A 21,823-nucleotide genomic window follows, 5' to 3' on the forward strand; every position below is an offset into this window, starting at 1 on the left:
CGCGACCACGCGCGCGTACCGGCGGAGATGACGGAACGGACGGACCGATGATCATGGACATGGATTACGGGCGGCGGCCTGCTCGGCGGCACTTCCTTCCGCCGGCGCTGCGCGCGCCGCTGGAGGCCCGGACCTTCCGTGAGTTCGGCTATCTGCTGCTCAGCCTGCCGATCAGCATCATCATGTTCACCTGGTCGGTCGTGATGGTGTCGCTGGGCGCCGGACTGCTGATCACCTTCCTCGGCATCCCGGTGCTGGCGGCCGGGCTCGCGGGCTGCCGGGCGCTCGGCGCGATGGAGCGCGTGCGGGCGCGCGCGCTGCTCAACCTCGACGTGCCCGCGCCGCAGCCGGTACGGGCCAAGAGCCCGATGGGGTGGGTCGGGGGCGTGCTGAAGAGCGGCGTCTCCTGGCGCCACCTGCTGTACTCGCTCTTCCACTTCCCCTGGGCGGTCTTCGCCTTCTGCGTCTCGCTGGTCCTGTGGGTGAACGGGTGGGCGCTGCTGACCTATCCGCTGTGGCAGTGGGTCTTCCCCACGTACACCGATCAGGAAGGCATCCAGCTGTACGGGGACGACGCGCACCGGTTCTACCTCGACTCGCCGTTCGAGATCACGGTGACCGCCCTGGTCGGGCTGATCATCACGCTCGGCACGCCGTGGATCATCCGGGGCCTGGCCCACGTCGACCGGGGGCTGGTCGTGGGGCTGCTCGGGCCGTCGCGGCTGGAGGAGCGGGTCTCGGAGCTGGAGTCGGACCGGGGCGTCGTGGTGGACACCTCCGCCGCCGACCTGCGGCGCATCGAGCGGGATCTGCACGACGGGGCGCAGGCGCGGCTGGTCGCCCTCGCCATGGATCTGGGGCTGGCCAAGGAGAAGCTGACCGAGGACCCGGGGGCGGCGGCGCGGATGGTGGACGAGGCGCACGGCGAGGTGAAGGTCGCGCTCCAGGAGCTGCGCGACCTGGCCCGGGGCATCCACCCGGCCGTCCTGACCGACCGCGGCCTGGACGCCGCGCTCTCCTCCGTCGCCTCCCGCTGCACCGTGCCCGTGCAGGTCGAGGTGGACCTGCCGGGGCGGCCGGTGCCCGCGATCGAGGGCATCGCGTACTTCACGGTCTCCGAGCTGCTCCAGAACGTGAGCAAGCACAGCGGGGCGAACCGGGCCGGGGTCGACGTGTGGCGCGCGCAGGACCGGCTGATGCTCCAGGTCACCGACAACGGCCGGGGCGGCGCCTCGGCCGCCGACGGCTCGGGCCTCGCGGGGCTCGCCGAGCGGCTGGACGCGGTGGACGGCATCCTCGTCGTGGACTCGCCCCGCGGCGGCCCGACGACGATCACGGCGGAACTGCCGTGGCGCGCGTGAACGGACACGACCCGCAGGCGGGCGACCGGACAGCCCGGCAGCGTGACCGGGCCTGATCCGGCGACCACCGGCGGGCAGCGCGAACGCGCGATCCGCGGGCGGGCGGCCCTGCCCAGCAGGCGGCGCGCACGACCGGCCGGGCCGGCCGCCGTCGACCGGCATCGCCCGCCGTCGACCGCCGTCGACCGGCGTCGACCGGCGTGAGCGGGCTCGTGGCCCGCTCCTCGGCCTTGTGACCCGCTGACTTCCCGGGGCGCCGCGCCCCCGCGCTCCCCCGCTCCACCGCTCCCCAGGGCTGGATTTCGCGCGACACGGTCCGGATCCTGGGATGCTGGGTGTGCACAGCCGTCGGGTGTGCACAACCGAGCAATACCGAGCCGGGGGGCTGCAGATCGTGGAGGACAGGGTGCGGGTCGTCATCGCCGAGGATTCAGTGCTGCTTCGGGAGGGCCTGACCCGGCTGCTGACCGACCGGGGCCACGATGTGGTCGCCGGGGTCGGCGACGGAGACGCGCTGGTCAAGACCGTGGGCGAGCTCGCCGACCAGGGCGAGCTGCCGGACGTGGTGGTCGCGGACGTACGGATGCCGCCGACCCACACCGACGAGGGCGTCCGGGCGGCGGTGCTGCTGCGGAAGCTGTACCCGGGGATCGGCGTGCTCGTGCTGTCGCAGTACGTGGAGGAGCAGTACGCCACCGAACTGCTGGCCGGTTCCAGCCGGGGCGTGGGCTATCTGCTCAAGGACCGCGTGGCCGAGGTACGGGAGTTCGTGGACGCCGTCGTCCGGGTCGCCCGGGGCGGGACCGCGCTGGACCCCGAGGTGGTGGCGCAGCTGCTCGGCCGCAGCCGCAAGCAGGACGTGCTGGCCGGGCTCACTCCGCGCGAGCGCGAGGTCCTCGGTCTGATGGCGGAGGGCCGGACCAACTCCGCGGTCGCGAAACAGCTGGTCGTGAGCGATGGCGCGGTGGAGAAGCATGTAAGCAACATCTTCTTGAAGCTCGGGCTCTCCCCGAGCGAGGGGGACCACCGGCGGGTACTCGCGGTCCTCACCTACCTCAATTCCTGACGACCTGACACCCTGTCAGACGAGCCCCCGCGCGAGCGGGGGCCCAAGACCAAAGCCTGAGCGAGGAGCGTTTCAGAAGAAGGAGCCGGGGGGCGACTGAAATATGACAAACCGGGGCATTGGACCATCCCAAAAGGGCGTCCAGGATGCGATCCATCCAGGGAAGGCGACCCTTACCGAAGTAGGGTGGACTTTGGAGCGACCGGGTCTCCGGACGCGCCTGAGCAGCCCGTCCAAGGGAGGTCCATTTCAGTGACCAGCCAGGTCAGTACGTCTGCGGGGCAGGCCGACGGGGCCGATGGGGCCGTCGTCGGCGAACAGCGCAAGCCCGCCGGTCAGAAGGAAGTCAAGCGTCTGGATCGGGTGATCATCCGTTTCGCGGGTGATTCGGGGGACGGGATGCAGTTGACGGGGGACCGGTTCACCTCGGAGACCGCGTCGTTCGGGAACGACCTGTCGACCCTGCCGAACTTCCCCGCCGAGATCCGTGCCCCGGCCGGGACCCTGCCCGGTGTCTCCAGCTTCCAGCTCCACTTCGCCGACCACGACATCCTCACCCCGGGCGACGCCCCCGATGTCCTGGTCGCGATGAACCCCGCCGCTTTGAAGGCCAATCTGGCGGACGTGCCGCGCGGCGCGGACATCATCGTGAACACCGACGAGTTCACCAAACGTCCCATGGCCAAGGTCGGCTATGCCACGAGCCCGCTGGAGGACGGCACCCTGGACGCCTACCGCGTCCACCCCGTGCCCCTGACCACGCTGACGGTGGAGGCGCTCAAGCCGTTCGAGCTGACCCGCAAGGAAGCCGAACGCTCCAAGAACATGTTCGCGCTGGGCCTGCTGTCGTGGATGTATCACCGTCCCACCGAGGCGACCGAGGCGTTCCTGCGCCGCAAGTTCGCCGCGAAGCCGCAGATCGCCGAGGCGAACGTGACGGCGTTCCGGGCGGGCTGGAACTTCGGGGAGACCACCGAGGACTTCGCCGTCTCCTACGAGGTCGCGCCCGCCACCCACGCGTTCGCGCCCGGCACCTACCGCAACATCTCCGGGAACCTCGCCCTGGCCTACGGCCTGATCACCGCCGCCCGCCAGGCCGACCTCCCCCTCTACCTCGGCTCCTACCCCATCACTCCCGCCTCCGACATCCTCCACGAACTCTCCCGGCACAAGAACTTCGGCGTGCGCACCTTCCAGGCCGAGGACGAGATCGCCGGCATCGGCGCGGCCCTGGGGGCCGCCTTCGGCGGGGCGCTGGGGGTGACCACCACCTCCGGGCCCGGCGTCGCCCTCAAGTCGGAGACGATCGGCCTTGCCGTGTCCCTGGAACTGCCGCTGCTGATCGTGGACATCCAGCGCGGCGGCCCCTCCACCGGCCTGCCCACCAAAACCGAGCAGGCCGACCTCCTGCAGGCCATGTACGGCCGCAACGGCGAGGCGCCCGTGCCCGTCGTCGCCGCCCGGACCGCCGCCGACTGCTTCGACGCGGCGATCGAGGCCGCCCGCATCGCCCTGGCCTACCGCACACCCGTCTTCCTGCTCTCCGACGGCTACCTCGCCAACGGCTCCGAGCCCTGGCGCATCCCCGACGCCGACGAACTCCCCGACCTGCGCGTCCAGTTCGCCACCGGCCCCAACCACACCCTGCCCGACGGCAGCGAGGTCTTCTGGCCCTACCAGCGCGACCCCCGCACCCTGGCCCGCCCCTGGGCCGTGCCCGGCACCCCCGGCCTGGAACACCGCATCGGCGGGATCGAGAAACAGGACGGCAGCGGCAACATCTCCTACGACCCCGCCAACCACGAACACATGGTCCGCACCCGCCAGGCCAAAATCGACGGCATCACCATCGACGACCTCACCGTCGACGACCCCGACCACGCGGACACCCTCGTCATCGGCTGGGGCTCCACCTACGGCCCCATCACCGCCGCCGTCCGCCGCCTGCGCCGCGACAGCATCCCCATCGCCCAGGCCCACCTACGCCACCTCAACCCCTTCCCCGCCAACCTCGGCACCATCCTCGCCCGCTACCGCAAAGTGATCGTGCCGGAGATGAACCTCGGCCAGCTCGCCACCCTCATCCGCGCGAAATACCTCATCGACACGCACTCCCACACCCAGGTCAACGGCATGCCGTTCAAAGCCGAACAGCTCGCCACCGCCGTGAAAGAGGTCATCCATGACTGACACGACCGATCTCACCGAGGTAACCGGGGTGAGTGGGGTGGCTGATGCCTCGGACCTGCTCCAGCTGGTGCCCCGGGCCGAGGCACGGCAGTCGATGAAGGACTTCAAGTCCGACCAGGAAGTCCGCTGGTGCCCCGGCTGCGGCGACTACGCCGTCCTCGCCGCCGTCCAGGGCTTCATGCCCGAACTCGGCCTCGCCAAAGAGAACATCGTGTTCGTCTCCGGGATCGGCTGCTCCAGCCGCTTCCCCTACTACATGAACACCTACGGCATGCACTCCATCCACGGACGCGCCCCCGCCATCGCCACCGGCCTCGCCACCAGCCGCCGCGACCTCTCCGTCTGGGTCGTCACCGGCGACGGCGACGCCCTCTCCATCGGCGGCAACCACCTCATCCACGCCCTCCGCCGCAACGTCAACCTCAAAATCCTCCTCTTCAACAACCGCATCTACGGCCTCACCAAAGGCCAGTACTCCCCCACCAGCGAACTCGGCAAAATCACCAAATCCACCCCCATGGGCTCCCTCGACGCCCCCTTCAACCCCCTCTCCCTCGCCCTCGGAGCCGAAGCCACCTTCATCGCCCGCACCATCGACTCCGACCGCAAACACCTCACCGACACCCTCCGCGCCGCAGCCCACCACCCCGGCACCGCCCTCATCGAGATCTACCAGAACTGCAACATCTACAACGACGACGCCTTCGCCACCCTCAAAAACCACACCGAAGAAGCCGTCATCCGCCTCGAACACGGCCACCCCATCCTCTTCGGCACCGACAACAACCAAGGCGTCACCCGCAACCCCCACACCGGCGACCTCGAAATCGTCACAGTGACCCCCGACAACCAGGCCGACATCCTCATCCACGACGCCCACGCCCCCACCCCCACCACCGCCTTCGCCCTCACCCGCCTCGCCGACCCCAACACCCTCCACCACACCCCCATCGGCATCCTCCGCAACACCCAACGCCCCGTCTACGACACCCTCATGGCCAACCAACTCGACACCGCCATCGAACAACACGGCAAAGGCGACCTGACCACACTCCTCACCGGCAACGACACCTGGACCGTGGTCGGCTGAATCAGTACGGGTGCCCGGCCGGGGAGTCTGCGTCGAGCGGCGGCCGGGCACCCGTACTGATATGTCCATGGACCGTCTCGCGTACCGCGTCAAGCGGCGGCTGCTGGGCAAGCCGCTCACCACCGAGCGCATCCGCGACGAGAAGCTCGACAACCGGACCGCGCTCGGGGTGCTGGCCTCGGACTGCGTCAGCTCCTCCGCGTACGGCTCGGAGGAGATACTGCGGGTCCTGGTGCCGGTGGTGGGGGCGGCGGCGTTCAGTCTGCTGATGCCGGTGACGGGCGCGATCCTGTTCGTCCTCGTCCTGCTGACGCTCTGTTACAGCGACGTGGTGACGATCTACACGCGCGCGGGCGGCTCGTACGTGGTGGCGCGGGAGAACTTCGGGCCGAACATCGCGCAGATCGCGGCCGTGGCGCTGCTGGTGGACTACATCGTGACCGTGGCCGTGCAGGTGTCGGCCGGGACCAACGCGATCATCTCGCTCGCCCATCTCGTCGGCGGCCGGTGGACCGGCATGGACCACCTCCAACTCCCGCTCTCCGTCGGGGTGATCCTCTTCCTGGCGTACGGGAACCTGCGCGGGGTGCGCGAGGCGGGGAAGCTGTTCGCGCTGCCCGCGTACCTGTTCATGGCGGCGGTGGCGCTGATACTGGCCGTCTCCGCCGTGCGCGGGCTCGGCTCCGGGCTGCCGCGCGCCGATCTGCACGCCGCCGGGGCGATCCCGGTGGGCGGCTCCGGCGGCGGCTGGCTGTACGGGGCCTCGCTGTTCATGGTGTTGCGGGCGTTCGCCAACGGCGGGTCGTCGCTGACCGGTCTGGAGGCGATCTCCAACGGGATCTCGGCGTTCCGCGAGCCGCAGGGGCGCAACGCCCGCCGCACGCTGATCGCGATGAGCTGCGTCCTCGGGGTGCTGGTGCTCGGCGTCTCGACGCTGGCGCACTTCACGCACGCGGTGCCGTACACCGACGGCACCCCGACGGTGATCGCGCAGGAGGCGCACTTCGCGTTCGGCGGCGGGGTGCTCGGCACGGCGGGGCTCGTCTTCGTGCAGCTGGCGACCGCGCTGGTCCTCTACACCGGCGCCAACACGCCGTTCACCGGCTTCCCGTTCCTGGCGAGCTTCGTGGCCGAGGACCGGTTCCTGCCCCGGCAGTTGACCCGGCGCGGGCACCGGCTGGCGTTCTCCAACGGGATCATCGCGCTGACCGTGGTCGCGCTGGCGCTGCTGCTCGTCACCGGGGCCAACGTCGACCGGCTGGTGGCGCTGTACGCGATCGGGGTGTTCACCGCGTTCACGATGGCCGGGGCCGGGCTCACCGCGTACCACCTGCGGCGGCGCGGGCGGCACCGGCGGGCGAAGATCGCCGTCAACGGGCTGGCGGCCGTGGTCTCGGCCGCCGTGGTGCTGGTCTTCGCGATCACCAAGTTCACCGAGGGCGCCTGGCTGGTGGTCGTGGTGTTCCCGCTCGGGGTGTGGGCGCTGACCAGGATCAACCGCGAGTACCGGCGCGAGGCCGCCGCGCTCGGCAGCCTCCAGGCGCCCGGCGCGGACCTGCCGCACGGCCGCCGCCATCTGGTGCTGGTACTGGTCGAGACGCTCGACCTGGCGGCGCTCAAGGCGCTGCGGTACGCGCACGAGCTGCGGCCGGACGAGATCCGGGCCGTGCACTTCGCCATCGACGAGGCGCACGCGCGGCGGCTGGCCGCGCAGTGGGAGCGGACGGCGGCCACCTCGGTGCCGCTGGAGGTGGTGGAGTGCCCGGACCGGCGGCTGCGGCACGCCATGGTGGAGCTGGCGGCCCGGACGACCGAGGACGGCCGCACCTGGCTGACGGTGCTGGTCCCGCACCGCACGTACTCGGGCTTCCTCGGCCGGCTGCTGCACCGGGGCACGGGCGAGGCCATGGCGAAGGCGCTGGAGCACCTGCCGTCGGTCGCGGTGACGGTGCTGCCGTTCGACGTGGGGCGCGCTCTGCGGTCGCTGGAGGCGGGGCGCGCGCCACAGCCGGAGTGAGGCCGCGGGGGCCCGGGGCCGGCCGCTGGTCAGGCGCTGTCCCGGACCGCCGCCTCCGCCGCCTTCGCCTCGTCGTACGCCTCGCGCGCCCGCTGGACGTCGTCCATGCGGTGGCCGGTCCAGCGGGCCAATGCGCTCACCTGCTCGGCGGCCTCGCGGCCGAGCGGGGTCAGCGAGTAGTCGACGCGCGGCGGGATGACGGGCTTGGCGTCGCGGAGCACGAATCCGTCGCGCTCCAGCGTCTGGAGGGTCTGCGCCAGCATCTTCTCGCTGACCCGGCCGACGTGGCGGCGCAGTTCGCTGAAGCGGTACGAGCGGTCGAGCAGGGCGATGAGGACGAGGACGCCCCAGCGGCTGGTGACGTGCTCCAGGACGAGCCGGTGCGGGCACATGGCCTCGCGCGCGTCGAGGCCCGCGACCGCCGTCCCCGTGGCCGCACTCCTCGTGGCCGTGGCTCCCGCATTGATGCTTACTGCCATACCAGTACCTTACTTCAAAGTGGGTACTTACGGATAGTTAGCGCCCTCCGTAGAGTGAGTGCCGTGCCCGCGAAGGGTGCGAGACACGCACCGAACACACCCAGGAGTCAGCAGCCATGAGCATCGTCGTCACCGGAGCCACCGGAGCCCTCGGCCGTCTCGTCATCGAGGAGCTGCTCGCCGCGCAGGTCCCGGCGGACTCGATCGCCGCCGTCGTGCGCAACGAGGAGAAGGCCGCCGAGCTCGCCGCGCGCGGCGTGGAGCTGCGGATCGCCGACTACAGCGCCCCCGAGACGCTGGCCGGGGCCTTCCGGGCGGGCGACCGGGTGCTGATGATCTCCGGCAGCGAGGTCGGGCAGCGGGTGGCGCAGCACACCGCCGTGATCGACGCGGCGAAGGCGGCCGGGGTGGCGCAGCTCGCGTACACCGGCATCCTCGGCGGGCCGGACGCCGACTTCGCGCTGGCCGACGAGCACAAGGTGACCGAGCGGCTGATCCTGGAGTCGGGCCTGCCGTACACGTTCCTGCGCAACGGCTGGTACACCGAGAACTACACCGCCAACCTCGCCCCGGTCCTGGCGCACAGCGCGGTCGTCTCCAACGCGGGCGACGGACGGGTCGCCTCGGCCGCCCGCGCCGACTACGCCGCCGCCGCCGCGGTGGTGGTGACCGGCGAGGGCCACCTGGGCAAGACGTACGAGCTGAGCGGCGATGTGGCGTGGACCTTCGCCGAGTACGCGGCGGAGGTCGCCGGGGCGACCGGCAAGGAGATCGCCTACCGGCCCGTCACGCCCGAGGCGCACCTGGAGATCCTGACCGGCGCGGGCGTCCCGGCCCCCTTCGCCGAGATCCTGGTCGACGTGGACCTGGCGATCGGCCGGGGCCGTCTCGCGGGCACCTCCGGCGACCTGGCCCGGCTGATCGGCCGGCCCACCACCCCGATCGCGGCGACGATCGCGGCGGCCGTCGCCTGACCCGCCCCGGGCCGTGCCACGGGGTGATCGACCGAGGTCGTACCGTCAGTACCGTTTTCGGATATGGGGCATGACAGGTCCGGCCTCCTGGCGCTACCTTCGACTGGGTCGACGCGTGCGCAGGGAGGGCCAGTGGCCGAGGAAGCGACAACCGCTGCCGGTGAGCAGCGGACAGGACTGCTGTACGGGATCGGCGCCTACGGGATGTGGGGGCTGGTCCCGCTCTTCTGGCCGCTCCTCAAGCCCGCGGGCGCGGTCGAGATCCTGGCCCACCGGATGGTGTGGTCGCTGGTCTTCGTGGGCGTCGCACTGCTCGCCCTGCGCCGCTGGGCGTGGATCGGCGAACTCGTGCGCCAGCCGCGCCGGCTCGCCCTCATAGGCTTCGCCGCCGCCGTGATCACGGTCAACTGGGGCGTGTACATCTGGTCGGTGAACGCCGGGCACGTCGTCGAGGCGTCGCTCGGCTACTTCATCAACCCGCTGGTCACCATCGCCATGGGCGTCCTGCTGCTCAAGGAGCGGCTGCGGCCCGTGCAGTGGACCGCGGTGGCGGTCGGCGCGACGGCCGTGGTCGTCCTGGCCGTGGGCTACGGCCGGCCGCCGTGGATCTCGCTGACCCTGGCCTTCTCGTTCGCCACCTACGGGCTGGTGAAGAAGAAGGTGAACCTCGGCGGGGTGGAGTCGCTGGCCGCCGAGACCGCGATGCAGTTCCTGCCCGCGCTCGCCTATCTGGTGTGGCTGGGCTTCCACGGCGGCGCCACCTTCGCGACCGGCGGGTTCGGGCACTCCGCGCTGCTCGCCGCGACCGGCATCGTCACGGCCGCGCCGCTGGTCTGCTTCGGCGCGGCGGCCATCCGGGTGCCGCTCTCCACGCTCGGGCTGCTCCAGTACCTGGCGCCGGTCTTCCAGTTCGGGCTCGGCATCGTCTACTTCCACGAGGAGATGCCGGCCGAGCGCTGGGCCGGGTTCGCGCTGGTGTGGCTGGCGCTGTCGCTGCTGACCTGGGACGCGCTGCGCACGGCCCGCCGGGGCCGGATCGCCCTGGCGGCGGCCCGGGCGATGCCGCCGGAGACTGTCGCCGACGGGGCGCCGGTGCCGCCGGAGGCCGCTGCCGCGGCGGCGCCGGTCCCGCCGGAGGCGGCAGGCGACTCGGCACCGGTGCCGCCGGTGCCGCCCGTGGCGCCGGGTGCGGCGGCGGCCCGGGAGCCCGCGGTCTGAGCGCCCGGTCACGGGCCCACTTGCGGCGAAAGGCCGGATCCGCGACGGGAACGCGGTTCCGGCCATCCTCCGAAAATCGAACATACGTGTCCGAAATCCGTTCTTGACGTCTCGTCAAACTCTCCTTGAACATCAGGCTCGCGTTTCCGTCCCATCCCCGAACGGAATACGGAGCCCCCCATGCGCAACCGCTTCAGAAACTCCCTGGCAGCGGGCGCGGCCGTCGCCGCCGCCTCGCTGACCCTCGGTCTCGCCGCCCCCGGCGTCCAGGCCGCCGCCCCCGCCGGGGCGGCCACGGCCGCCGCACCGGACATCCCGGTCGCCAACGTCAAGGCGCATCTCGCCCAGTTCCAGCAGATAGCCAACGCCAACGGCGGCAACCGCGCCCACGGCCGGGCCGGGTACCGGGCCTCGCTCGACTACGTGAAGGGCAAGCTGGACGCGGCCGGCTTCACCACCACCGTCCAGCAGTTCACCGCCTCCGGCGCCACCGGCTACAACCTGATCGCCGACTGGCCGGGCGGCGACACCACCAAGACCGTGATGACCGGCGCCCACCTGGACTCGGTGAGCGCCGGGCCCGGCATCAACGACGACGGCTCCGGCTCGGCCGGGGTCCTGGAGGCGGCGCTCGCCGTCTCGCGCGCCCAGCTCAAGCCGGACAAGCACCTGCGGTTCGGCTGGTTCGGCGCCGAGGAGCTGGGGCTCGTCGGCTCGAAGTACTACGTCAACAGCCTGTCGTCGGCGGAGCGCGCCAAGATCTCCGCGTACCTCAACTTCGACATGATCGGCTCGCCGAACCCGGGCTACTTCGTCTACGACGACGACCCGGCCCTGGAGAAGGTCTTCAAGGACTACTTCGCCACGCTCTCCATACCCACGGAGATCGAGACGGAGGGCGACGGCCGCTCCGACCACGCCCCGTTCAAGAACATCGGGATACCCGTCGGCGGGCTCTTCTCCGGTGCCGACTACACCAAGACCTCGGCCCAGGCGCAGAAGTGGGGCGGCACGGCGGGCCGCGCGTTCGACGCCTGCTACCACGAGTCCTGCGACACCAGCGCGAACATCGACGACACCGCGCTCGACCACAACACCGACGCCATCGCGTACGCGCTGTGGCAGCTCTCCACCGGCACCACCACGCCGCCCGGCGGCGACAGCTACGAGAACACCACCGACGTGACCATCCCGGACTCCCCGGGTGCGGCCGTGACCTCGTCGATCACCGTGAGCGGCCGTACGGGCAGCGCGCCCGCGGCCCTCAAGGTGGCGGTGAACATCGTCCACACCTTCAGCGGTGACCTGGTGGTCGATCTGATCGGCCCGAGCGGCAAGGCGTACCGGCTGCACAACTCCTCGTCGGACTCCACGCCCAACATCAACACCACGTACACCGTCAACGCCTCGACGGAGACGGCCAACGGGACCTGGAAGCTGAAGGTCCAGGACAAGGGCCCGCAGGACACCGGCTACATCAACAGCTGGAAGCTGACCTTCTGACCCGGAACGCCTCCCCCGCCCGCGGCTGCGGAGTCCGTCAGCCGCGGGCGGGGGTGCGCAGCGCGCGCAGGACGTGCGCCACCAGCAGGGCGATCCTGTCCGGGTCGTGGAACGGCCGCTGCAGGGCGTGCCGGTAGTACAGCGGCCCGTAGAGCAGCTCCACCGCGAGGTCGAGGTCCGCGTCCGGCGGGAGCTGGCCCCGGTCGCGGGCCGCCCGCAGCCGCTCGTGCACCAGGGCCACGCGCGGCCCCACCAGCTCCTCGTTGACGGCCTTGGCCAGCGCTTCCTCGTGCAGCAGCTCGGAGAGGATCCCGGTGTACGCGGGCCCGATCACCGGCGAGGTGAAGACCCGCATCACACTGGTGACATGGGTCACCAGGTCCGTGTCGATGTCCCCGGTGTCGGGCAGCGGCGAGGTGCTCACCACGGCCTCGATCACCCCCTCCAGGAGCACCGCGCCCTTCGTCGGCCACCAGCGGTAGATCGTCTTCTTGCTCACACCCGCACGCGCGGCGATGCCCTCGATCGTGACCCGCCCGTAGCCGTTTTCCGCGCAGAGTTCCAGGGCCGCGCCGAGGATCGCCCGGCGTGATCTCTCGCTCCGGCGGCGGGGGTTGGGGGCGGAACGCGGCGACTCGGTCACACGCCGAGTCTACGAGGGCGGCCCAGGGCGTATTGACAGCGGAATGGTCTGCTCCAACAATGTGCCGAGGAAACGGCACGTGTCGTGTCGAGCCGCCACGGGGGTCGGCTCGCACGACCGTTCCGTGTCCGTCCGGGTTCGTTCCGTATCCGTATCCGTCCCGTCCGGGGCCGTCCGCGTCCCGTCCGCGTCCCCGGCTCAGGCCGTGATGTCCTTCGTGGTGAAACGGGCCCAGGCCGCCGTGCCGAACACCGCCACGTAGACCGCCTGGAGCTCCAGGTTCTTCATCACGTCGTCCCAGTAGACCGGCACCCGCAGCAGGTCCGCGAAGGAGAACCAGTAGTTCGGGAACAGATACGGCTGCATCGCGTGCAGCTGGGGGATCTGGTCCAGGATCTGCACGGTGACCAGCAGCCCCACCGTGGCCGCCATCGCGGCGATGCCGCTGCCGGTGAGGGTGGAGATGAACAGGCCGAGCGCCGCCATGCCGGTGAGCGACAGGGCCACCACCCCGGCGATCGCCAGCGCCCGCACCAGTCCCTCGGCGAACGAGATCTGGGTGCCGGAGATCGTGATCACATCGCCCAGGGGGAAGAGCAGCGCCCCCACCGCCAGCGCCGACGCGGCCACCACCAGGGTCGCCAGCACGCAGAACGCGAGCACCGACGCGTACTTGGCGAGGAGCAGCCGGGTGCGGCCCGCCGGGACCACCAGGAGGTAGCGCAGGGTGCCGCTGTTGGCCTCGCCCGCCACCGAGTCGCCCGCGACCACGCCGATCGCCATGGGCAGGAAGACCGGCAGGGTGGCGGCCAGCCCGGCGAAGACGAGGAACAGGCCGTTGTTGGTGATCTGCGAGATGAAGGCCGGGCCGCCGCCGCCATCGGGCCCGGCCGAGCCACCGCCGCCCGTCTCGATCTTCACGGCGATGCCGATCAGGATCGGGACGGCCGCCAGCACGCCGAGCAGCGCGATCGTGCGCCACCGCCGTACGACGGTGACGATCTCGGACCGGAAGAGCCCGAGCGTCCACAGCAGGCCGGGCGAACGTGGTGCCTCGGCGGTCCCGGCGTCCCGGGCCGCCGGTGCCGCCGCCCCGGCGGGCCGCGCGACGGCCCCGTCCGCGGGCCGGTCGTCGGGGCCCTCGGCCGGGCGCGCCCCGGACGGGGTGCCCTCCGGCGCCGGGCCCGCCGCCTTCGCGGGCGCCTTCCCCGTCGTGCTCCCCGTCGTGTTCCCGGCCGCCGCCCCGGCCGTCCCTTCCGTGACGTCCGGCTCAACCCGCGACATCGAAACCCTCCCCCGTCAGTGCCACGAACGCGTCCTCCAGTGATGCCCGTTCGACCCCGAAGGACCGCACCCGGACTCCGGCGTGGACCAGCGCCGCGGTCAGCTCCGCCAGCTCCACCTCGTCCGGCGGTGTCTCGGCGGTGACCCGGTCGCCGTCCACGGCCACATCGGCCACGCCGTGCTCCTTCAGGACGCGGGCCGCGTCGGCCGGGTCCGGCGTGGTGACGGCGAGCCGTCCCCGGTTGCCCGCCCGCAGCTCGGCCACCTCGCCCTGGACGATCAGCCGGCCCTGGGCCATCACCGCCGCGTGCGTGCAGACCTGCTCGATCTCGTCCAGGAGGTGCGAGGAGAGGAAGACCGTGGTGCCGTCGGCGGCGAGCTCGCGCACCAGGGCGCGGATCTCGCGCATGCCCTGCGGGTCGAGACCGTTGGTCGGCTCGTCGAGGACCAGCAGCTTGCGGGGCTGGAGCAGTGCGGAGGCCAGGCCGAGCCGCTGCTTCATGCCGAGCGAGTACGCCCGCGCCTTCTTGCCGGACGCGGCGGCGAGGCCGACCCGGTCGAGCGCGGCGGCCACCCGGCGCGCCCGGGTGCGGGGGTCCGCGGTGGGGTCGGCCGAGTCGTACCGTACGAGGTTGTCGCGGCCGGACAGGAAGCCGTACAGCGCGGGGCCCTCGATCAGGGCGCCCACGTGCGGCAGGACCGTGCGGCCCGCGCGGGGCATGGGGCTGCCGAGGACGCGCGCCGCGCCGGAGGTCGGCTCGATGAGGCCCATCAGCATCCGGATGGTGGTCGTCTTCCCCGAGCCGTTGGGGCCGAGGAAGCCGAAGACGCTCCCTGCCGGCACGGTGAGGTCGAGGCCGTCGACCGCCAGCTGGCCGCCGCGGTACCGCTTGCTGAGGCCGCTGGTCTCGATGACCGCTTGGGAGTTCCCCACCCCGTTCCTTTCCGTCGATCCGGTGCTCCGCCGCCGCCCCCGCCCGCCCGGAAGCGGGCGGGCGGGGGGGCGGCGGCGGGGTGGGGAGGGGGAACCGGGTCCCCCTCCCCCTTGCTGCCCCGCCCCCTGTCGCGTGGCGCTACTTGGCCGCGTTCGCCGCGTTCACCAGCGCGTCCTTGCTGACCGCGCCCACGTAGACCTTGCCGTCGTCGGTCATCAGGGCGTTGATCAGCCGGGTCTTGAAGACGGTGCCCGAGCCGAACTTGCCGGTGACGTGGTCGCCCAGCGAGTTCATGAACTTCTGGGCCTCCGGCGGGACCTTGCTCATGTCGCCCTTGCCGGAGACCAGGCCCGCGGTGTCCTTCCCGCCGGGAGCGTCCAGGCGGTAGACCGCGGTCCAGCCCTTGCCGATGACGTTCAGCCCCTTGGACTCCTGGCCCCGGGGGCCGTTCGGGGCCTTGCCGCCGTGCGCCTTGCCGTCGTCCTGGGTGACCTTGGCGCCCTTGGGCGCGGTGAAGTCGAAGGTCGAGGCCGACGGCTTGCCGAAGTCCACCTTGGTGAAGCCCGCGTCGATCACGGCCTTGCCCCCGCCGGCCGGCGCGAGCACGAACTTCAGCGGCACGCCGTTCTTGGCGTCGACCGCGATGCGGATCGCGCCGATGGTCGAGCCGGACTGCTTCGGCTTGATCACCAGCTGGTAGGCGTCGCGCCCGGCCACGTGCAGCGTGCCGTCCACCGTCACCGAGGTGGTGGGGTCGACGGCCTTCAGGGCCTGCTCGGCCATCGCCTTGGGCGTGGTCGGCACGGCCCCGGGCGCCTTGCCCGGGTGGCCGCCGAGCTCCTTCTTGCCGTCGGCGGCCCGCTTGGAGTGGTAGACCTGGTTGGACGCGCTGTCGTACGCCCACACGTCGGCGCCGTTGTGGATGACGCTGTACTCCGACGCCTTGTCCAGGACCGACAGCTTCTGGCGGTCCGGGCCGTCGGACGCCACCCGCAGGGTGTGCTTGCCGGAGGCGAGCTCCATCAGCTTGCTGTCGGGAGAGGCGGACGAACCGCCCCCGCCCCCGGTGCGCTTGGGGCCGAGCGAGGCGAGCCCGTCGACGGACGGGAGCCCCAGATCCGTGTTGATCTTCACCGTGCCGGACAGCTGCTGGGCGTCCGACGCGGCGATCTTCTCGATGAGCTGCTGTGCGCTGATCTTCGGCAGATCGGGGTCACCTGAAGCCGCGAGCGCCGGGACCAGCCCGATCGTCGCGGCCGCCACCCCCGCCACCCCGACCGGGACCAGATACCGCGCGGCCTTGCGGCGGCCCGCGACGAGGTCCCTGGCCTCCTCGGTGGTGTGTGCGCTGTCGTTCGGTGCCATGTGTGCCTTACCTCCGTGGTCGGCGGCGTCCGTCCGTCCTGCTGCGCTCTCGTCCACCCCGCGCCGCCATTCTCACCCGAATTGGTCAGGAGTGGTGTTGTCCATCTGACCAAATCGGCCGCCGTAAGGCGTCAGCCCGGGGGAGCAACCTGGCGTACCTCTCTGGGATGACAGTGATCCCCGCGGAGTAACCCCTCCCGTAGGGGTTCCCCGTCCCGTACCTGTCAGAAGCGGACGGGGAGTTGGGGCGCGCGGGCCGGGCACACGTACGGGATGCCCGGGCGCGTCTCCGCTCTCACCCCGGTGGTCCGGGCCGCATCATCACCAGTGCGGGTGTTCGAGTCGATATGGCCTGGAATCCGTATACCCGAGTGAGAGCAATCGGCACCACCAAAGGGGATCGCCATGCTCACCGTCCATCGCCTCGCCGTCGGCGCGGCCGCCGGGACCGCCGTCCTCGCGCTCGCGGCCACGGGATGCGGCAGCAGTGGCAACAGCAGCAGGACCGAGAAGCCGTCGGCCACCACGACGGCCCCCGCGAAACCGACCCCGGCGGCCCCGGCCGGAGCCACGCTCAGCGCGGCGAAGGTCGACAAGGTCGGCACGGTCGTCACCGACAGCAAGGGGTACGTGCTCTACCGCTTCGACCAGGACACCGCCAAGCCGTCCCGCTCGAACTGCCTGGCCGCCTGCGCCGCGATCTGGCCCCCGGCCCCGGCGCCCGCCACCGGCGCCCTGGACCTCAAGGGCATCGACAAGGCCCTGGTCGGCTCGGTCACCCGCCCGGACGGCACCCGGCAGCTGACCCTCGCGGGCTGGCCGCTCTACCGGTACGCCAAGGACGACGAGCCCCGCGAGGCGTACGGGCAGGGGGCGGGCGGCACCTGGTTCGCGATCACCCCGAGCGGCGCCAAGGCCACCTCCGACACCGGCGGCGGCACCACCTCCGGCGGGTCCGACACCCATGGCGGCACGACGAACGGAGGCACCACGACGGGCGGCGACACCGGCGGCGCGGACGCGGGCAACGGCTCCGGCTACTGAGCCCGTGCCGCCGAGGAGCGGCGGGCAGGGGCGCCCGGGGGCGCCCCTGGGGCGCTAACCCGCCCGGTGCACCACCGCGTCGCACAGCTCCTCCAGGGCCGACTTCGCGTAGCCCTCGGGCAGCGGTGCCAGGGTGGCCCGGGCCTCCTCGGCGTAGCGCACGGTGTCCCGGCGGGCCTGTTCGAGCGCCGGGTGCACCCGCAGCCGGCGCAGGGCCTCGGCGTGGCGCGCGTCGTCCGTCAGGTCGCCGTCGAGCAGCGCGACGAGCTCCAGGTCGTCCGGGTGCCCGTACTGCGCGGCCTGGGCCCGCAGGTGCAGCACCGGCAGCGTTGGGATGCCCTCGCGCAGGTCGGTGCCGGGGGTCTTGCCGGACTCGTGCGAGTCGCTGGCGATGTCCAGCACGTCGTCGGCCAGCTGGAACGCGATGCCGAGCCGCTCGCCGTACTGCGTGAGGATGTCCACGACCGACTCGTCGGCGCCCGACATCATCGCGCCGAACCGGCCGGAGACGGCCACCAGCGAGCCGGTCTTCCCGGAGAGCACGTCGAGGTAGTGGTCCACCGGGTCGCGGCCGTCGCGCGGGCCGGCGGTCTCCAGGATCTGGCCCGTGACCAGCCGTTCGAACGCCTCGGCCTGGATGCGCACCGCCTCCGGGCCCAGGTCGGCCAGTATGTGCGAGGCCCGGGCGAAGAGGAAGTCGCCGGTGAGGACCGCCACCGAGTTGCCCCAGCGCACGTTGGCGCTGGGCACCCCGCGCCGGACCTCGGCCTCGTCCATGACGTCGTCGTGGTAGAGCGTCGCCAGGTGCGTGAGCTCCACGACCACGGCCGAGGGCACGACGCCCGGGGCGTAGGGGTCGCCGAACTGCGCGGCGAGCATCACGAGCAGCGGCCGGAAGCGTTTGCCACCGGCCCGCGCGAGGTGCTGCGCGGCTTCCGTGATGAAGGGGACCTCGCTCTTGGTGGCGTCGAGCAGACCCGCCTCGACTGCCGCCAATCCGGTCTGGACATCGGCCTCAAGAGCCTGGTCCCGCACGCTCAGCCCGAACGGCCCGACGACGGTCACGAGGGGTACTCCTGTCTGCTGACGATCACACGGATTGTCGATGTGTCGCTGCCTTCACTCAAGTCAGCGTATCCGGTCGTTGTTCGATCACCGTGGGCGCCTTCCCGTCACCCCGCGCGCACAGTCCCATACACCCCGGTATGTTCGTGATCGACTTGTTCGACCACTCATGGGCGTTTTGTCCGTGCGTACGCCGGGTCCCCGAAGAGCGCCCCGCGCACGTACGGCCGTGCCCGGCCCGGGCGCACCGAGTACCCCGTCCACCGACCGAGGCCACCATGCGCATCCGGACCGATTTCCCGTACGCCACCACCCGCGCGGACGTGCGCGTCCCGCTCGCCGACGGGACGCGGCTGTACGCGCGGATCTGGCGCCCCGAGACCGACCGGCCCGTACCGGCGCTGCTGGAGTACGCGCCGGACCGGCTCACCGACGCGAGCGCGGCGCGCGACGCGCAGCGCCACCCCTGGTACGCGGGGCACGGCTACGCCTCCGTACGCGTCGACGTGCGCGGGCACGGCAACAGCGAGGGGCTGCCGGGCGAGCCGCACGACGCCCAGGAGCTCGCGGACGGGGTCGCGGTCGTCGAATGGCTGGCGCGCCGGCCCTGGTGCGACGGCGGGGTCGGCATGTTCGGGATCGGCTGGGGCGGCGTCAACTCCCTCCGGATCGCGGCCCTCGCGCCCGAGCCGCTCAAAGCGGTCGTCACCGTCTGCTCCTCGGACGACCTCCATGACAACGACGGTCCCTACCTGGGAGGTTCCGTCCTCGCGGAGGACATGCACGGACGCTCGGCGGCGCTCCTCGCCCGCACCGCGCTCCCGCCGGACCCGGCCCACGTCGGCGCGGAGTGGCGGGAGATGTGGCCGGCCCGGCTCGCGGCCCTGCGGCCCGCCCTCCACACCTGGCTCGGCCACCAGACCCGCGACGCGCACTGGCGGAGCCACGGCCTGCGCGAGGAGTACGGGCGCATCCGCGCGGCCGTGCTCGCGGTGGGCGGCTGGTGCGACCCGGGCCGCGACACCGTGCTGCGGCTGGTGGCCGAGCTGGCGCCGGACCGGGTGCGCGGGCTGATCGGCCCCTGGGCGCGCCAGTACCCGGACCGGGAGCTGCCGCCCGGGCCCGCGATCGGCTTCCTCCAGGAGAGCCTGCGCTGGTGGGACCAGTGGCTCGGGGGCCGGGAGAGCGGGGTGCTCGACGAGCCGCGGCTGCGCTCCTGGCTGACCGGTTCGTACCGGCCCGCCCCCCGCCCCGGCGAGCTGCCGGGCCGCTGGGTGGGCGACCCGGCCTGGCCCTCGCCGCACGTCGCGCCCGTCGTCCACGCGCTCGGCGGCGGCCCGGTCCGGGTGGGCTCGCCGCAGCACACCGGGATGGACGCGGGTCCCTTCCGCCCGGCCGGCGAGGACGCGGACCTGGCGCCGGACCAGCGCGCCGAGGACGCGTACTCGGCGGCGTTCGACTTCGCGGTGCCGCACGAGGGGCCGCCCGTCGAGGTCCTGGGGCGGCCCGAGGTGACCCTGCGGCTGCGCATGGACGTGCCGTTCGGGCAGGTGGCCGCGCGCCTGTGCGACGTGGCGCCGGACGGCTCGTCCACGCTCGTCACCCGGGGCGCGCTGAACCTGTCCGCGCGCGAGGGAGCGGACCGCGCGGACGCCTGGCCGCTGGGCGCCACCCTGGACGTGACGTTTCCGCTCGGCGGCGCCGGCCATTGCTTCCCGCCCGGCCATCGCGTCCGGCTGGCCGTCTCCTCCGCGTACTGGCCCTGGCTCTGGCCGCAGGCGGACTCGGTGGGCTTCACCCTGGAACCGGCGGGCAGTTCGCTGACCCTGCCGCTGCGCGGACCGACCCGGGACGCGCTCGCCTTCGCGCCGCCCGAGCAGTCGGCGCCGCTGGGCGTGGCCGCGCCGGAGCCGCTGGACGAGCCGCGCCCGCGCCGGCTGGTGGTGCGCGACGTCGCCCGGGGCGAGTGGCGCCTGGAGGTGGAGCCCGGGTACGGCGGCACCCGGGTCCACCCCGACGGGCTCGAACACACCGAGGAGGGCCACGAGACGTACACCGTCGACGAGTCGGACCCGCTCTCCGCGCGGGCCCGCGCGCACTGGACGGTCCGGCTGCACCGGCCCGAGCTCGGCTGGGACGTGACGGTCACCACCCGCTCGGAGATCTCCTGCGACGCCGCGGACTTCATCACCTCGGACGAGGTGGTGTGCCGCGACGGCGACGAGGTCGTGTTCCACCGCACCTGGGAGCAGCGCCTCCCGCGCACGGCGGGCTGAACTCCCGCCGCGCGCGGACCCGTTCGGGCCCTGTCCGCCGTCGCCCCGTCAGCTCCCGGCCGCCACCGGCCCGTTCGCCCCCGGGCCGCCACCGGCCCGTCAGCGTCCGGCCGCCACCGCCGCGGCCAGCCTCGGCGAGGCGTACTCCGTGCCGCACACGAACCGCATCACCGGCCCGAACGAGGAGGCGGCGGGCAGCCCCGTGAAGTACAGCCCCGGCACCGTCGACCGGTACCCCGCGTCCAGGACCGGGGCGCCCCGGGTGGTGGCGAGCCGGGTGCGCAGGCCCGGGCCGAGGAAGTCGAGGGCGGCCACGTCCATCCGGTAGCCGGTCGCCGCCAGCACGTGGTCGGCGGCGAGTTCGCGCTGCGGGCCGGTGCCGCCGCTCAGCGTCAGGACCGGGCGCCCGCCCTCGACCCGCGCCCGCACCACTCGGCGCCCCTCGGTCACGGCCACCCGCCCGGTGAACCGCTCGCGCAGCCACCACGCCCCGAGCGGCCCGAGCACCGTGCGCACCAGGTGGTGCCGGGCGGGCGCGGGCAGATGGCGGAAGTGGGTGGCGTGGTACGAGAAGGCGTACAGCGACCAGGCCCGGCCGAAGGGCGAGCCGGGGCTGAGGCGGCTCTGCCGGTCGGGGGCCGCGCCGAAGCGGACCGCCCCGGGGCGGCGCGCCACGATCCGTACGTCCGCCCCCGCCTCCGCCATCAGCACCGCGCTCTCCAGCGCCGACTGGCCCGCCCCGACCACCAGGACCTCGCGGCCCGCGAAGCGGGAGAGGTCGGCGTGCTGGGAGGCGTGCGAGACGGGGCCGGTGGCACGGGGGCCGTCGGGGACGGCCGCCGCCAGCTCCCGGGGCATCCGGGCCAGGCCCGTGAGCCCGGTGGCGACCACCACCGCGTGCGCCTCGAAGGACTCGCCCGAGTCGAGCTTCACCTCGAAGTGCCCGCCCCGGGCCCGGTCCACCGAGACCACCCGGACGTCCTCCAGGTCCGGCAGCAGCCGCCGGGCGAACCACTGCCCGTACGCGGCGAAGTCCGCCACCGGGATCAGGTCCCAGTCGGACTCGTGGCGCCGGGTCCCGGTGTCGGCGCAGAAGTCGACCAGGGTGTGGCCCGGCTGGGGCGCGTCGATGGCGGAGGCGGACGGCGTCGACTTGAGGACCATGCCCGCGGGCATGTGCGCGCGCCAGCTCACCATCGGCGAGCCGAAGACGCGGACCGGTATCCCCCGGCCGCGCAGGTGCGCGGCGCTCGACAGCCCGTAGGGCCCCGCCCCGATGACAGCTACCGGACGAATCACGTGGCAGTCTCCTC

General features: G+C 72.6%; 17 protein-coding genes. 10 read left to right on the top strand and 7 right to left on the bottom strand.

Going from position 1 to position 21,823, the window contains the following annotated elements:
- Nucleotides 1-53: 53 nt before the first annotated feature.
- The 5 genes from AB5J87_RS15030 (at nt 54) to AB5J87_RS15050 (ending at nt 7,724) form a co-directional block, all read left to right on the top strand.
- On the top strand, nt 54-1,361 hold the full coding sequence (locus AB5J87_RS15030; RefSeq protein ID WP_369377119.1) for a sensor histidine kinase: 1,308 nt from the start codon (nt 54-56) through the stop codon (nt 1,359-1,361).
- A gap of 406 nt (nt 1,362-1,767) precedes the next feature.
- Nucleotides 1,768-2,427 carry a response regulator gene (locus tag AB5J87_RS15035; protein ID WP_369383532.1) on the top strand — a complete coding sequence of 220 codons (660 nt, stop codon included), beginning with the start codon at nt 1,768-1,770 and terminating at the stop codon, nt 2,425-2,427.
- Between the two features lie 252 nt (nt 2,428-2,679).
- On the top strand, nt 2,680-4,617 hold the full coding sequence (locus AB5J87_RS15040) for a 2-oxoacid:acceptor oxidoreductase subunit alpha (RefSeq protein WP_369377120.1): 1,938 nt from the start codon (nt 2,680-2,682) through the stop codon (nt 4,615-4,617).
- 37 nt (nt 4,618-4,654) lie between these two features.
- Entirely contained in the window at nt 4,655-5,707 is a 1,053-nt protein-coding gene (locus tag AB5J87_RS15045; protein WP_369383533.1) for a 2-oxoacid:ferredoxin oxidoreductase subunit beta, read from the top strand.
- Nucleotides 5,708-5,768: 61 nt separating this feature from the next.
- Complete coding sequence (locus AB5J87_RS15050) at nt 5,769-7,724, top strand: APC family permease (RefSeq protein ID WP_369377121.1); 1,956 nt, start codon at nt 5,769-5,771, stop codon at nt 7,722-7,724.
- A 29-nt stretch (nt 7,725-7,753) separates the two neighbouring features.
- Here the strand turns inward: AB5J87_RS15050 and AB5J87_RS15055 are convergent, their stop codons facing one another.
- Nucleotides 7,754-8,116 (bottom strand): winged helix-turn-helix transcriptional regulator, encoded by a 363-nt coding sequence (locus tag AB5J87_RS15055; protein WP_369383534.1) that lies wholly within the window; start codon nt 8,114-8,116, stop codon nt 7,754-7,756.
- 203 nt (nt 8,117-8,319) lie between these two features.
- Between AB5J87_RS15055 and AB5J87_RS15060 the strand changes: the two genes are divergently transcribed.
- The 3 genes from AB5J87_RS15060 to AB5J87_RS15070 all read left to right on the top strand — a co-directional run bounded on the left by AB5J87_RS15060 (nt 8,320) and on the right by AB5J87_RS15070 (nt 11,898).
- Nucleotides 8,320-9,177, top strand: a complete 858-nt coding sequence (locus AB5J87_RS15060) for an SDR family oxidoreductase (RefSeq protein WP_369377123.1) — start codon at nt 8,320-8,322, stop codon at nt 9,175-9,177.
- A gap of 132 nt (nt 9,178-9,309) precedes the next feature.
- Nucleotides 9,310-10,395 (top strand): EamA family transporter RarD, encoded by a 1,086-nt coding sequence (gene rarD, locus AB5J87_RS15065; RefSeq protein WP_369377125.1) that lies wholly within the window; start codon nt 9,310-9,312, stop codon nt 10,393-10,395.
- A 180-nt stretch (nt 10,396-10,575) separates the two neighbouring features.
- Complete coding sequence (locus AB5J87_RS15070) at nt 10,576-11,898, top strand: M28 family metallopeptidase (RefSeq protein ID WP_369377126.1); 1,323 nt, start codon at nt 10,576-10,578, stop codon at nt 11,896-11,898.
- Nucleotides 11,899-11,935: 37 nt separating this feature from the next.
- Here the strand turns inward: AB5J87_RS15070 and AB5J87_RS15075 are convergent, their stop codons facing one another.
- The 4 genes from AB5J87_RS15075 to AB5J87_RS15090 all read right to left on the bottom strand — a co-directional run bounded on the left by AB5J87_RS15075 (nt 11,936) and on the right by AB5J87_RS15090 (nt 16,125).
- Nucleotides 11,936-12,541, bottom strand: coding sequence for a TetR/AcrR family transcriptional regulator (locus AB5J87_RS15075; RefSeq protein ID WP_369377127.1), 606 nt, complete (start codon nt 12,539-12,541; stop codon nt 11,936-11,938).
- A gap of 198 nt (nt 12,542-12,739) precedes the next feature.
- Nucleotides 12,740-13,825, bottom strand: a complete 1,086-nt coding sequence (locus AB5J87_RS15080) for an ABC transporter permease (RefSeq protein ID WP_369377129.1) — start codon at nt 13,823-13,825, stop codon at nt 12,740-12,742.
- On the bottom strand, nt 13,812-14,759 hold the full coding sequence (locus AB5J87_RS15085; RefSeq protein ID WP_369377131.1) for an ATP-binding cassette domain-containing protein: 948 nt from the start codon (nt 14,757-14,759) through the stop codon (nt 13,812-13,814). Before AB5J87_RS15085 ends, AB5J87_RS15080 begins: the two co-directional genes overlap by 14 nt.
- A 139-nt stretch (nt 14,760-14,898) precedes the next feature.
- Nucleotides 14,899-16,125, bottom strand: a complete 1,227-nt coding sequence (locus AB5J87_RS15090) for an outer membrane lipoprotein carrier protein LolA (protein WP_369377132.1) — start codon at nt 16,123-16,125, stop codon at nt 14,899-14,901.
- A gap of 405 nt (nt 16,126-16,530) precedes the next feature.
- Here AB5J87_RS15090 and AB5J87_RS15095 point away from each other — a divergent pair, with 405 nt between their 5' ends.
- Entirely contained in the window at nt 16,531-17,169 is a 639-nt protein-coding gene (locus AB5J87_RS15095; protein ID WP_369377133.1) for a hypothetical protein, read from the top strand.
- 54 nt (nt 17,170-17,223) lie between these two features.
- Here the strand turns inward: AB5J87_RS15095 and AB5J87_RS15100 are convergent, their stop codons facing one another.
- Nucleotides 17,224-18,234: a polyprenyl synthetase family protein gene (locus AB5J87_RS15100; protein WP_369377134.1), complete on the bottom strand. Its 1,011-nt coding sequence runs from the start codon at nt 18,232-18,234 to the stop codon at nt 17,224-17,226.
- A gap of 278 nt (nt 18,235-18,512) precedes the next feature.
- Here AB5J87_RS15100 and AB5J87_RS15105 point away from each other — a divergent pair, with 278 nt between their 5' ends.
- On the top strand, nt 18,513-20,510 hold the full coding sequence (locus AB5J87_RS15105; RefSeq protein WP_369377135.1) for a CocE/NonD family hydrolase: 1,998 nt from the start codon (nt 18,513-18,515) through the stop codon (nt 20,508-20,510).
- Nucleotides 20,511-20,609: 99 nt separating this feature from the next.
- Here AB5J87_RS15105 and AB5J87_RS15110 read toward each other — a convergent pair whose 3' ends face one another.
- Complete coding sequence (locus tag AB5J87_RS15110; protein ID WP_369377137.1) at nt 20,610-21,809, bottom strand: FAD-dependent oxidoreductase; 1,200 nt, start codon at nt 21,807-21,809, stop codon at nt 20,610-20,612.
- Nucleotides 21,810-21,823: the final 14 nt, after the last annotated feature.

It is taken from the genome of Streptomyces sp. cg36 (assembly GCF_041080675.1).
Taxonomy (GTDB): domain Bacteria; phylum Actinomycetota; class Actinomycetes; order Streptomycetales; family Streptomycetaceae; genus Streptomyces.

Bases quoted from the DNA above. Each gene is read 5' to 3' on its own strand.
- AB5J87_RS15030 (WP_369377119.1), top strand. From the start codon at position 54: ATGGACATGGATTACGGGCGGCGGCCTGCTCGGCGGCACTTCCTTCCG.
- AB5J87_RS15050 (WP_369377121.1), top strand. From the start codon at position 5,769: ATGTCCATGGACCGTCTCGCGTACCGCGTCAAGCGGCGGCTGCTGGGC.
- AB5J87_RS15055 (WP_369383534.1), bottom strand. From the start codon at position 8,116: ATGTGCCCGCACCGGCTCGTCCTGGAGCACGTCACCAGCCGCTGGGGC.
- AB5J87_RS15060 (WP_369377123.1), top strand. From the start codon at position 8,320: ATGAGCATCGTCGTCACCGGAGCCACCGGAGCCCTCGGCCGTCTCGTC.
- AB5J87_RS15070 (WP_369377126.1), top strand. From the start codon at position 10,576: ATGCGCAACCGCTTCAGAAACTCCCTGGCAGCGGGCGCGGCCGTCGCC.
- AB5J87_RS15080 (WP_369377129.1), bottom strand. From the start codon at position 13,825: ATGTCGCGGGTTGAGCCGGACGTCACGGAAGGGACGGCCGGGGCGGCG.
- AB5J87_RS15090 (WP_369377132.1), bottom strand. From the start codon at position 16,125: ATGGCACCGAACGACAGCGCACACACCACCGAGGAGGCCAGGGACCTC.
- AB5J87_RS15095 (WP_369377133.1), top strand. From the start codon at position 16,531: ATGCTCACCGTCCATCGCCTCGCCGTCGGCGCGGCCGCCGGGACCGCC.
- AB5J87_RS15105 (WP_369377135.1), top strand. From the start codon at position 18,513: ATGCGCATCCGGACCGATTTCCCGTACGCCACCACCCGCGCGGACGTG.